Genomic DNA, 11,561 nt, shown 5'->3' with positions numbered 1-11,561 from the left:
TTATTGTCCGCTAGGAAGGTAGTGGTATTTTAGCATTATAGTCTGTGCTTCTGGTGAAGTTAAAAAGAGCGCAAAGTTCTCTATTGCAGGAGTAAGTTTGTGAGGTAGAATAACAGTAAGCTCTTTACTCCATAGGTAACTACCATCCTGCAAACTTTTAGTTGATGGCTTTATCCCGTTTATCGAAAAAACAACTAGTTTCTGATCTAGTGTACTAAGTAATCCCATGGTCGTAGGCCCTAGGATGTTGGCTGTTTTACCTAGAAGTAAAACTGTTTCAAGGTCGTTTTTAGGGACAGCCATACCGGGGCGAAGGAATGATGATTTAATTGCAGCGTTCATCGCAGGGGACATTGATTTCAGAAGAAGGGTGTCACTCTCAAAATTTCCCCGAATGATGAGTCTGATGGGGGCTCCAGAGGGCCAATTGGGCTGCGAACCATTGTATATGTTGGCTAATTCGTCAAGTGTGAGGTTGCATTTCATTTGCATGTCGCGCGTACACATGACAAATGGGGTTGAAGCTAGTTTGAAGTTTTTGCCATACTTACCCTCTTCCGTGGATAATGGGCGTCCTGCAATTGCTATGTCTATGCGGCCGGCCTTAAGAGCTTTTAGCGCTCCGTTTGAGCCAAGTGCTGGGCTTACAACTCTTAATGACACGTCTGTATTGTGTTTGTGATATTCATTGAAAAGTTTTTGGATGAGTGGGCCGGATGATCCCGTTCCGCCAATGGTTATTACTTCGGCCTGAACTAGTGAGCCCATACCGAATGTTAGAAATATAATAGAGAGTAGTATTATTGAAATTTTTGAGGGCATAACCGAATCCTATAGCAAACCAGATTTGCAGTGATAATTGATTTTAAAAAGAGATTTTTTAGTGTTTCATAGCCACATTATAAGATACTATATAAATATATTTCGTCAAGAGAAAGACTCTATATAAATACTAAGTTGATTCCATTTTTAGAACTGAATGATAGATACAACTAAATTTTCATATTATTAATGTCAAATTGCGCACTAGTTAACCTGGTTTTAAGAGTTGTAATTTTAGATTATTACTTAATTCTTTGACGTAATCGCTGTTGCAAGTTGTACGTGATTTTTGTTAAGGTTGATTGTAATTGAGGGAAAAGTAAAATAATACGTTGTGCTATCTTTGTGTTATTTTACCCGTGGCATTGAAATGTATCGTGTGTTTAATTTTTTTGATCATCATCTAGATTTTAATCCTGATTGCAGGGAGTGATATGAGCTCGAAAGGTGTTGTAAGCTGGTTTAATGATCAAAAGGGGTTCGGCTTCATTATTAATGAGGAAGGGCAGGATGTTTACGTTCATTATTCTGAAGTAAATCGTGACGGATTTAAAACTCTTGAAGTTGGCGAGAAAGTGATATTTGAATTGGTAGATGAAGGCAGTGCGCCGAAAGCCATGTCAGTAAGAGTTGTTAATTACTAACCTCTAAAATGAAAGCCCGCTTATCATTATAATAAACGGGCCTTAAGTAAGCAATCTTAACGAGCAATCACTGCGTTATTAACGTTTTGTAGGTTCTAAAACATCATCAACGTTAATGTCGCGGGACGTCAGCTTTCCTTCATTAATTTCATGTCTTGTTAACTTCCAGTCCACATGATCAATAAAGTCTACTTTAGCCCATGCAGTTTTGGGAAGTCGCTTGACTAATTCTTCTAAGAAATCATCAATGTCAATGAAGTGTCCTTCATAGTCGACATTTAATACTTCATCTTTATATACGATTTTATTAAATGGAATTTCATCTTTCATTTCATCAAAATCTTTTTGAGATAGCCCTTTGATATCTCCATATACTCTGACATCTTCCATTATTTAAGCTCCTTATATTCCAATGATGTGGCCCGAATGTTGAATTTTATGTTTAAAATTGGTTAAGTCTTTTCTGACTTAAAATTAAGCACTTATGTCGAGAAAGAAAGAGTTAAGCATAAAAAAAGGTCCGTTTTTATAAAACGAACCTTTTTACTTTTGAGTAATATTGCTGATTAAGAGAGAGGCTAGGCGCTATTTCCTTCAATAAGCTTTATCGCTTTTTCAGGAAGAAGGTGGAGGTCGGGCTTTGAAACCTGATCGTTTGCCCCGACAGATTCTCCTTTGTGCTTAAGCTCTTTAGTAATGATAGAAGAGTATAAGATCACGGGAGTGTCTTTGAAGTCCTCATCTTCTCTGATCCATTTAGTTAAACTGAATCCATCCATCAGCGGCATTTCAATGTCAGAGATTACGATTTCAACGTAATCTTTGACGGGTCTTTTTTCGTCATGAGCGATTTGTTTTATTTGCTGCAGAGTCTTACGGGCTTCATCCCCATTCTGAACAATAGTATGTCTGAAATTTGCAGTGGTGAGTATTTTATCAAGCATGGCTCTGATAGTAGGGGAGTCGTCACAGACAAGGGCTGCATATGCTTCTGTAGCGACGGCAGATGTTTCATCAATGTTTCCGCCAAGGGTGGGGTCGAGGTCTGCAAGAATGCTTTCGAGATCCAGCAATTGGATAAACCTGTCTTCACGTTCGACAATACCAATTATGCAGCTGTCATTGAAGCTGCTCATAAATTTGTCAGGAGATAGAACCTGTCCCCAGCCTACTCTATGGATTTCTGTCACTCCGCTTACTTGAAAGCCGGATACCGTCTGGCTGAATTCAGTAACAATAACAATATCATATTTTTGATCGTCTTTTTCAAGGCCAAGCCAAGTGGCGAGATCTAGAACGGGCAAAATATGATTTCTTAAAGGAATTGTTCCTAAAAAACATGGGTGCTCAGCAGATTCTGGGTGAACAAGATTCGGGCTTTCAATGACTTGCATTACTTTGGCTACATTTACCCCAAAATGACATCTTTCTGCCGGTCCTGTCTCAGTTGCAGGCATGTCAATGTAGAACTCAAGTATTTCAAGTTCATTGGTTCCGGTTTCCAGTAAAATATCAGTTTTTGCCATTCTGAGGCTCCCTCGTGTAAATTGTGAACTAAGTATTATCGATTCGAGGCTGATCTTATTGCCTACTCAAGTAATCTACATCAATCAGTTTTGTAGGTCTATACAATTTGAAGTTTAATGCATTAATCTTATTAATATTAAAATCTTTACAAAAATAAAATATTGAGTTTAAATTTCTTAAGCATAAATGAGGTGGAAATATATGTATAAGATTTTGATTGCAGAAGACGATAAGATATCTCAAAAGCTGGCAGCGAGATTTGTTCAAGATATGGGGCATCTTCCTTTTGTTAGTCCGCATGGCAAGCATGCTTATGAAGCTCTGAAAGCTGAAAATAAGTTCGATATGTTGATTACTGACATTATGATGCCTGAGATGGATGGAAAACAATTGGTTCAGACACTAAGGGGAGACTCTCAGTTTATGGATTTGCCTATTGTGATAATGTCCGCTGTCGTAGGTGTTTCAGATATATCAAGTCTTCTGTCGCTTGGAGCCACGTATTTCCTTACCAAGCCTATTGATAAGGGGGAGTTTGAAGAAGTCATCCGCCGCTGTCTTGAATAATAGGTTGATTGAAATTATTTCTAATTGTTTAGTATAGTAATCCTATGAACGGATTCCGGTGTTTAATCGGGGTCCGTTTTTGTTTTATAAAATTATCGTCATTCTATGGGTTGTTACGAAGCGACTTTGGGTATATTGATTTCATAAGTCGTCTTAAAAGCAAGGTTATATTTTAATTGTATTTAATAATGTCTTTGGTGGCGAAGTGAGCGGCTTAGCCTTTTCTGACAGGTGACCAGCTTTTTTGGGATGGTGCGCTTAAGTCGTGAGTCATTGCTAATTCGGAGCTTAAAACATTAATCCGGGGAGGGTAATTTGTCCCTGAAAATTTTAGAGCAATTCAAGAATCCTGATTTATGTAAAAAACTTCTCGATCGGCTTGATAAAGAAGTCGAGAGTGAGATCCGGTTTATGGAGGTCTGCGGAACGCATACCGTCGCTATTTTTCGTAGTGGTTTACATTCAGTTTTGCCTGAAAAGGTTATTCATTTAAGCGGTCCCGGATGTCCTGTGTGTGTGACACATGAGTCAGAAGTTAATGCTTTTCTGGACCTTGCAGGCAAGGATAATGTCATTATCGCTACTTTTGGGGATCTTATTAAAGTTCCCGGTAAAAAAGGGCATTGCCTTAAAAATGCTCAGGCTGAAGGCGCACGAGTTGAGATTATTTATTCTCCATTTGATGCTCTTGATATTGCCCGTAAAAATCCCAATGACACGGTAGTATTTCTAGGCGTAGGTTTTGAAACTACAGCACCGATCATAGCCGCAACTGTTTTAATGGCTAAAGAGCAAGGGCTGACTAATTTCAAGGTTCTATCCTTTCATAAACTCGTGCCACCCGCCCTCGATGTGCTGATTTCTGATCCTGAAACATGTATTGACGGGTTCATTCTGCCCGGTCACGTTTCAACTATTATCGGGATTCACCCATATGACTTCATCGGTGCAAAATTCGGCAAACCTGCTGTGGTAACAGGGTTTGATCCTGTTGATATTTTGCAAGCCTTGTTGCAAATGGTTCGCTCTATGAAAGAAGAGCATCCGAAAGTCATTAATCAATATCAGCGTTGTGTTTCTGAAAATGGCAATCCTAAAGCTATTGAAACGATGTACCAAGTCTTTAAACCGTCTGATGCATTATGGCGTGGAATTGGAAGAATACCGAGCAGCGGACTTGAGTTTAGAGATGAATATGAAGACTTTGATGCAATAAAAGTTTTTGATTTGAAAATCGGGGAATGCCCTTCATTGCCTGGTTGTAAATGTGGTGATGTATTAAAAGGCAAAATGACTCCTGAACAATGCCCTCTTTTCGGGAAGGCATGTACTCCGGCAAAACCTGTAGGGCCATGCATGGTCTCAACCGAAGGCAGTTGCGCTGCATACTTCAAATATAAAGTAGATTAATATGTCATCAGATAAAGTTTTACTCGACTACGGTTCTGGCGGAAAAGCCTCCCAGAGACTTATTTCTGAGCTTTTCATTAAGAATTTTGCAAACCCTGAGCTTGAAAGGCTAAACGATGCTGCCGCATTTCACATTGACGGCAAAATTTCAATGAGCACAGACAGCTTTACTGTAGACCCTATTTTCTTCCCCGGCGGAGATATTGGATCTCTTGCGGTGCATGGAACAGTAAATGATGTGGCCATGCTCGGAGCTATACCTAAGTATTTGACCTGCGCGTATATGATTGAAGAAGGGTTGCCCATGGCTGACCTTGAACGCATTGTCATATCAATGAGCGAAGCGGTCAAAGAAGCGGGCGTTGCAATTGTAACCGGTGACACGAAAGTTGTGCCTAAAGGTGCGATTGATAAAATTTTTATTAATACGACTGGAGTTGGCCAGATTATAGCTGATCCTATGCCTAGTGGTGACAGAGCTGCTGTTGGCGACGTTGTATTAGTTAGTGGGACCATGGGTGATCATGGCTTGACCATTTTGGGGACTCGTGAAGGTCTTTCACTTGCCTCCAATGTTATGAGTGATAGTGCAGCTCTTAATCATCTTTTGGTAAAGCTTGTGCAGGAAATTCCTGACATTCACGTTCTTCGTGATCCTACAAGGGGTGGGCTTGCCACAACTCTTAACGAAATTACTACAGCTTCAAATGTGTGTTGTGAGCTTGAAGAGTCATCGATACCCGTTAAACCCGAAGTTGTGGGTGGTTGTTCTTTTCTTGGACTAGATCCTCTCTATCTTGCTAACGAAGGGAAGTTTTTGTGTATTCTCCCTCAGAAGTATGCAAAGCAAGCTCTCGAGATTATGCGTGCAGATAAGCTTGGAGCGGATGCCTGTCAGGTGGGGACTATTACCGATGCTAAACCCGGTAAGGTTATTCTAGTAACTCCTCTTGGCGGAAGACGACTTTTGAACATGCTTGAGGGTGAACAGCTTCCTCGCATCTGCTAATACGTTTTAAAATTTTTTTTTTAGTATTCGGCTCCTCTTCTGTAAAAGAAGGGGAGCTCTTTTTTTGTCAGTATAAAAAGGTGATAACTGTTTGAAAAGGTGGTACCAATTTAGGTATAAAGGAGATACGCGTGGTAAAAGATCTTAAAAAATGTCTCGCTTCTGTCAGTAAGATAATTGAGGATGAAGGTGTTTCAGTACTTTATCAGCCGGTACTTTCACTCGAGTCGAAAGGAGTGCTTGGTTTCGAGGCTTTTTCGCGCGGGGTGAATGATGTTGGCGACACGACCGTTGATCCTTCATGTCTTTTTAGCCGTGAGCTTCCTCCTGAAACACAGGTGAAAGTTGAACTGCTTTGTCTTAATGCTAGTCTCCGGTCATTTCGTTCAATTCATATGAAATATAAGAATATGATTTTATTTTTGAATGTAAATGCGGAGGTTTATAACTTTGACGAGGATGAAGATTCATCGCCTTTTAAGGCCGTAGAATCGTTTAAATTTAATCCTCGCTCAATTGCTTTTGAATTCGAGGTTTCCCAGCTCGAAAAGAAAATACCGGTAAGCTTAATCAAAAAATTGCAGAGTAGTGGGTATAGAATCTCATTGGATAATTCACAGGTGACCCTTGCTGGGTTGGAAGTTGTTTTTAGAATACGCCCAGATTTTATTAAGCTTGATAGAACCTTTTATAAGGGTATTGATAAGTCTTCTCACAAAAAAGAGATGGTAAAGGCCGCTTCTCTTATATTTAAGCAGGCGGGAGCAATGCCAATTGCAAAAGGCGTAGAAACAGAAAGTGAAGCTTTGGCTCTCGCCGAATCAGGTTTTTACCTCCAGCAGGGATTTTTCTACACCGATAATGGCAAAGACAAGAGTGGAACTGCGGGGTTCGGTGAAAAGCTCCTAAAGCTTAATTCTGATCTCAGAGGCAAATATGTAGTTACTTTTAATGAATCTCGAGACATTTTCGGTCGCTTTTATCTTGTTACAAAGAGTACCATTACTAAATTACAGCAAGAGGACGCATCGAATATGGATGCTGTTCTTAAGGAGTTGGTAAAAAAAGAACAAGGAATTGTTTCAGCTATGGTGCTTGATGCTTCAGGTAAGCAACTTTCCAAAAGATTTATTGGTAGATCAGGTGATGTCGTCGGTAGAAAAGCTATTCCTTCCGCGCCGGGAAGTGACCATGGACATGAAGATTATTTTATATATCTGAATTCAGGCTTTGAAAGAGCAGCAGGTGCACTGCAATTTTCCTCATTCACCAGAGATAAATCTCGTTACATTGCTAGCTTTTATTACAGAGAAGAAAGGCGACGGGGAATGATTCTTATTCTTGAGTATTCAGATGTAGAGCAGAGTGATGCTTAGTATGTTCTTTTTATGATAGAATTCTATTCTTATGCCTCTTTTCTCTGAAAATTTTAAAAGCATCCATTGACTTAATAATCCCTTCAACTCGGTTATCCTCATCTACTACAGGAATAAATGATACGCCTGTTTTTTCAAAGGTCATCAATGTATCTTTCAGATTAGAACTTTTAGGAACTGAAACGAGTGTTCGCGTCATGATTGTTTCTACCGTGTTAGGTAGGTCTTTCAAATAGTCCGGGTTTTTAAAATAGTCTCGCATGTCCCGCAGTGTTAAAATACCTTCCAGATTGCCCTTCCCATTTAGTACCGGAAAGTGTGGAAAGCGACAGTTCAGAGCCATGTCCGCCGCTTTTTGCAGTGAGTCATCAACTTTAAGCGAATCGAAATCAGTTTCCATCACTTCGATAACTGCCACATTTACAAGCACAGATTCATCATGCCCTCTGATTATATTTAACCCCTGCCTGAGAAGTTTAGATTCATAAATTGAGCAACCGTTAAGAAGCCTGACTACGAGAGTACTCGTGATACATCCTACCATCATCGGTAGTATTATTTTATATGAATAGGTAAGTTCAAAAACTGTGAGGACAGCCGTTATCGGGGCAAGGGTAGTGCCTGCGACAACGGTTCCCATGCCGACCAGAGCATATTGATTATGTGGCAGGGCCAGCTCAGGGAAGATCATATTTAGACCTGAACTAACAGATATACCCAAGGTGGCACCAAGTACTAAGGACGGCGCGAAAATCCCGCCACTCATACCTGATCCTAGACACAAGGATGTGGCGACCATTTTTGCTACGAGGAGTAAAAGAGCGAGATCAAGTGCAAGAACTCCCGTTAATCCTAAATTAATGGTCTCGTAGCCTACTCCCATCACACCTGGGATCTTGAGAGCAATAAGCCCTAGCAGGAGGCCGCCAATACCGGGTTTTATCCATTCTTGTATGGGGATTTTGTTAAAGATATTCTCGGTTGTCCTGATCATGGCTGCAAAAGCCAGTGAGACAAGGCCTGCAAGAATTCCAAGAATAAAAAATATGATAAGTTCTTCGAAATTATTGAACGTAAAGTGAGGGGCTTCGAAGGTGGGGAAATCTCCCCAAAAGTATTTTGAAAGAGCTGAGGCTGTAACAGAAGCGACTATTATATGGCTGATGTATGATATTTCGGTATCGAGAAGTAAAATTTCAACAGCAAACAGGGTTCCTGTTAAAGGAGCATTGAAGGTGGCAGATATTCCCGCTGCAGCTCCTGCGGCCACACAAACAGGAAGCATGCTCCTATCTAGTTTGAAGATTCTAGAGACTGAAGAACCAAGTGACGCGCCAATTTGAACTATCGGACCTTCGCGTCCTACTGATGCTCCGCAGCTTAAGAGCAAACTGGTTACAATGGCTTTTAAGAAAGTTATCCTGTGTCGTATGACACCGCCGTGAATTGCTATTGCCTTGATTACTTCCGGAACACCAGGGCCTCGGGCTTCAGGAGCCCAGTGGTTGATTATAACTCCTGCAACAAGGCCTCCAGCGCATGGTAGAAAGACAACAAGCCACCAAGGTGAGTTGGCAATACTTTCAATAAGGCCATGGCCTTCGCTCCAGAATGTTGTCTGGAAAAGTTCGATCATACCTCTAAATAAAAAGGCTCCCATTGCAGCGACAAGGCCGATAACAATGGAAAAAGTCATCAATAATAGATACTGAACCCGTGCACTACTTAGCTTCGGGGATGACTTTTTACCATTGGAGTCTGCATCATTGCGGGGGCCCATCACAGGTTGATTCCAAAGGAACTTATTTTTGAATCAGGGCAATGGCCCGCTTGGCTAGTTGGGTTACTTCCGGCTTAGAAATCTGGTCGTCAGCGCCGACAGACTCGCCTTTGTGACGGAGTTTATCTGTAATAATAGATGAAAAGAGAATTACGGGCAGTTCTTTTAGAATCGGATCGCTTTTAATTCTTTTGGTAAGATTGTGTCCGTCCATGACTGGCATTTCGATATCAGAGACTACCACATTGATTAAATCCGTGACTGGTATTTTTTGGGCGAGAGCTTTTTTCTTATATTCAAGAAGCTTTTCCCAGCACTCACGTCCTGTTCTCGCCGAATCTACTACAAATTTAGCTCTTACGAGAAGCTCATTCAACATCTCACGGATAAGAGTTGAGTCATCAGCTATTAATGCTCTATACCCGCCAGTTACGTCCCAATCAATGGAGTCATCCAGTTGAAGGCCGAGAGCCGGATTTAGTTCTGCTACAATTTTTTCCAGATCGAGTATTAGTGAAATGCGGTCATCAAATTTAACGACACCTGTAATTGAGTCTGCGGAAAGAGCTGATACATAATCAGAAGGAGCTTCAACTTTTTCCCAGCTAATACGGTGAATTCTTGTAACTCCGGAAACCAAAAAAGCGGAGGAGACATTATTAAATTCGGTGACAATTACTTTAGGCGGTTCAGATTCGACTCTATCTTTTTTTAGCCAGTAACTTAGGTCGACAAGGGGGATTACCTTGTTGCGAAGATTAAAGGTTCCCATGATGGCTGGGTGTGCGACCTTGGGAAGGTGAGTGATTTTGTCCGGCATTCTTATGATTTCCAGAACCTTAGCAACATTTACTCCATAGAATCCATGGTAGTTGCCTTCATCTTCTTCTTGGGGGCCTTCTTCAAGCCAGAATTCAACAATTTCAAGTTCGTTGGTTCCTGCTTCAAGTAGAATATCGGTCTGGGATGACATAGTGGTCTCCGGTAAAAGTCTGATCGAATTTAAGATTTCAAGAAATATAATACCCTTACATGTGACTAATCGTCAACATAGGGTGAAAATTAATAGCAAATTAATCAAAATATCTTAATTATTAATTAAATGAGATATTTTACGCGCAGATTCAAGTAGTTCTTCCCAGTCTTTGCATTGGGTTATACTGCCTCGGATTGCCCTGATACCATTAAGTCCTTTAGCATAGCGGGGGAGTATTGAACGTATTTTTCTAAACGAGCTATTGCTGTCATCGAATTCTCGGCATGAAAGAATATGCTCTTCCATGGTCAGCCCTAGGTCGAACGCAGGTAGGGCGTCACAGTTTGGGTCATCAATTAATTTGAGGTAATGCGAAAAAATAGCAGGGTCGAAGAGTGCTCCTCTGGCGAACATGATGCCGTCTATGCCTGTCTGTTCTATGCATCTAACCCCATCTTCAGCTGTAAATAGGTCTCCGCTTCCTATTACAGGTATGGAGACGTTCTTTTTGAGGATGGCAAGTTTAGACCAGTCTGCAGTTCCTGAGAACATTTGCTTTGCATATCTCGGGTGAAGAGTCACCCAAGCAACACCTGCATCTTCAAGGCGTTTAGCCACTTCAATGTAATTATCTTCGCCAGACATGAATCCTAACCGTATTTTAACGCCTACACGGCCTTCTCCTGCGACTTTTACCATGTTGGCAGCAGTTTCAACTAGTCTGTCAGGCTCAAGGAGGAGCGCGGAGCCTCCGCCTGCTTTAAGGACTTTCTTAACAGGACAGCCTGAGTTCAAATCAAAGAAGGTATGTCCCTGTTCAATCAGTTCAGGCATGGTATCAAGGTAGTCTTGAGGATCACCTCCAAAAAGCTGCACAACCAGAGGTTCATCCTCAGGGCAGGTTGCAAGTAGGCATTTAGTGCCATTACCATTATATTTAAGCCCTTTCACACTGATCATCTCGGTACAGGCTACAGCGCAGCCTCTTTTACGGCAAAGCATACGGAATGGGAGGTCTGAATATCCTGCTAGGGGAGCCAGCCACGGTTTTTTGGGATGTATAGGAAGTAAATTCATTTAATTTTACCTGAAATAATTATCATTTTTGTAAGCAAGGATTCATTTCCTTAAGGGAGCATTCAATACGACCAAAAATGCTTAAAGTCAAAGTTTGCCGGTTTTAAGCAGGTATTTCTGACACAAGTGAACGGAAAAAAGAATCTCTTCTTAGACTCCATTCTTCTAAACGTGTTGTATGATTCGGCCTATATTTTTAGAAGAATGAGGATTCCTATTTCTTGATATCATTGATTTGTATTGATGGAATCGTAGCTGATGTAGTTCTTTACTTGTTACTTGCCATGTTCTGCAACTTTTAATCTCGTCTTGAATGTATTGGTCAAAATATAAATGATTCTAGGCTTAGACTGTTAATATTAAATAGCATTAA

The 11,561-nt window shown here is 40.8% G+C and carries 11 protein-coding genes; 5 read left to right on the top strand and 6 right to left on the bottom strand.

Annotated features, from left to right (window positions below):
* Positions 1-822, bottom strand: a complete 822-nt coding sequence (locus tag BR06_RS0102370; protein ID WP_031479737.1) for a PstS family phosphate ABC transporter substrate-binding protein — start codon at positions 820-822, stop codon at positions 1-3.
* A gap of 434 nt (positions 823-1,256) precedes the next feature.
* Between BR06_RS0102370 and BR06_RS0102365 the strand changes: the two genes are divergently transcribed.
* A complete protein-coding gene (locus BR06_RS0102365; protein ID WP_031479735.1) occupies positions 1,257-1,466 on the top strand; it encodes a cold-shock protein in 210 nt (69 codons plus the stop codon).
* A 78-nt stretch (positions 1,467-1,544) separates the two neighbouring features.
* On the opposite strand, the gene BR06_RS0102360 is transcribed toward BR06_RS0102365, so the two are convergent.
* Positions 1,545-1,856 carry a hypothetical protein gene (locus BR06_RS0102360; RefSeq protein ID WP_031479733.1) on the bottom strand — a complete coding sequence of 104 codons (312 nt, stop codon included), beginning with the start codon at positions 1,854-1,856 and terminating at the stop codon, positions 1,545-1,547.
* Between the two features lie 188 nt (positions 1,857-2,044).
* On the bottom strand, positions 2,045-2,992 hold the full coding sequence (locus BR06_RS0102355) for a chemotaxis protein (protein WP_031479731.1): 948 nt from the start codon (positions 2,990-2,992) through the stop codon (positions 2,045-2,047).
* Between the two features lie 202 nt (positions 2,993-3,194).
* Between BR06_RS0102355 and BR06_RS0102350 the strand changes: the two genes are divergently transcribed.
* The 4 genes from BR06_RS0102350 (at position 3,195) to BR06_RS0102335 (ending at position 7,355) form a co-directional block, all read left to right on the top strand.
* The gene (locus tag BR06_RS0102350) at positions 3,195-3,560 is read left to right on the top strand and encodes a response regulator (RefSeq protein ID WP_031479729.1); all 366 of its coding nucleotides are present in this window, start codon (positions 3,195-3,197) and stop codon (positions 3,558-3,560) included.
* Between the two features lie 315 nt (positions 3,561-3,875).
* On the top strand, positions 3,876-4,970 hold the full coding sequence (gene hypD / locus BR06_RS0102345; protein ID WP_031479727.1) for a hydrogenase formation protein HypD: 1,095 nt from the start codon (positions 3,876-3,878) through the stop codon (positions 4,968-4,970).
* A 1-nt stretch (position 4,971) separates the two neighbouring features.
* Positions 4,972-5,979 (top strand): hydrogenase expression/formation protein HypE, encoded by a 1,008-nt coding sequence (hypE, locus tag BR06_RS0102340; RefSeq protein ID WP_031479725.1) that lies wholly within the window; start codon positions 4,972-4,974, stop codon positions 5,977-5,979.
* Between the two features lie 131 nt (positions 5,980-6,110).
* The gene (locus BR06_RS0102335) at positions 6,111-7,355 is read left to right on the top strand and encodes an EAL domain-containing protein (RefSeq protein ID WP_031479723.1); all 1,245 of its coding nucleotides are present in this window, start codon (positions 6,111-6,113) and stop codon (positions 7,353-7,355) included.
* A 10-nt stretch (positions 7,356-7,365) separates the two neighbouring features.
* Here BR06_RS0102335 and BR06_RS0102330 read toward each other — a convergent pair whose 3' ends face one another.
* The 3 genes from BR06_RS0102330 to BR06_RS0102320 form a co-directional block, all read right to left on the bottom strand.
* The gene (locus BR06_RS0102330; RefSeq protein WP_084153996.1) at positions 7,366-9,135 is read right to left on the bottom strand and encodes a chloride channel protein; all 1,770 of its coding nucleotides are present in this window, start codon (positions 9,133-9,135) and stop codon (positions 7,366-7,368) included.
* A 22-nt stretch (positions 9,136-9,157) separates the two neighbouring features.
* Positions 9,158-10,108 carry a chemotaxis protein gene (locus BR06_RS0102325; protein WP_031479719.1) on the bottom strand — a complete coding sequence of 317 codons (951 nt, stop codon included), beginning with the start codon at positions 10,106-10,108 and terminating at the stop codon, positions 9,158-9,160.
* A gap of 114 nt (positions 10,109-10,222) precedes the next feature.
* Complete coding sequence (locus BR06_RS0102320; protein WP_034602726.1) at positions 10,223-11,188, bottom strand: tRNA dihydrouridine synthase; 966 nt, start codon at positions 11,186-11,188, stop codon at positions 10,223-10,225.
* Positions 11,189-11,561 lie beyond the last annotated feature (373 nt).

The sequence above is a fragment of the Maridesulfovibrio frigidus DSM 17176 genome (genome assembly GCF_000711735.1).
Lineage (GTDB): Bacteria > Desulfobacterota > Desulfovibrionia > Desulfovibrionales > Desulfovibrionaceae > Maridesulfovibrio > Maridesulfovibrio frigidus.
The sequence above is the reverse complement of the archived record's forward strand: the minus strand, read 5'-3'. Positions and strand labels throughout refer to the sequence as shown.

What these genes read in the sequence shown, in the direction of transcription:
- BR06_RS0102370 (WP_031479737.1), bottom strand. Translation starts at nt 822, where the DNA reads ATGCCCTCAAAAATTTCAATAATACTACTCTCTATTATATTTCTAACA.
- BR06_RS0102365 (WP_031479735.1), top strand. Translation starts at nt 1,257, where the DNA reads ATGAGCTCGAAAGGTGTTGTAAGCTGGTTTAATGATCAAAAGGGGTTC.
- BR06_RS0102360 (WP_031479733.1), bottom strand. Translation starts at nt 1,856, where the DNA reads ATGGAAGATGTCAGAGTATATGGAGATATCAAAGGGCTATCTCAAAAA.
- BR06_RS0102355 (WP_031479731.1), bottom strand. Translation starts at nt 2,992, where the DNA reads ATGGCAAAAACTGATATTTTACTGGAAACCGGAACCAATGAACTTGAA.
- BR06_RS0102350 (WP_031479729.1), top strand. Translation starts at nt 3,195, where the DNA reads ATGTATAAGATTTTGATTGCAGAAGACGATAAGATATCTCAAAAGCTG.
- hypE (WP_031479725.1), top strand. Translation starts at nt 4,972, where the DNA reads ATGTCATCAGATAAAGTTTTACTCGACTACGGTTCTGGCGGAAAAGCC.
- BR06_RS0102330 (WP_084153996.1), bottom strand. Translation starts at nt 9,135, where the DNA reads ATGGGCCCCCGCAATGATGCAGACTCCAATGGTAAAAAGTCATCCCCG.
- BR06_RS0102325 (WP_031479719.1), bottom strand. Translation starts at nt 10,108, where the DNA reads ATGTCATCCCAGACCGATATTCTACTTGAAGCAGGAACCAACGAACTT.
- BR06_RS0102320 (WP_034602726.1), bottom strand. Translation starts at nt 11,188, where the DNA reads ATGAATTTACTTCCTATACATCCCAAAAAACCGTGGCTGGCTCCCCTA.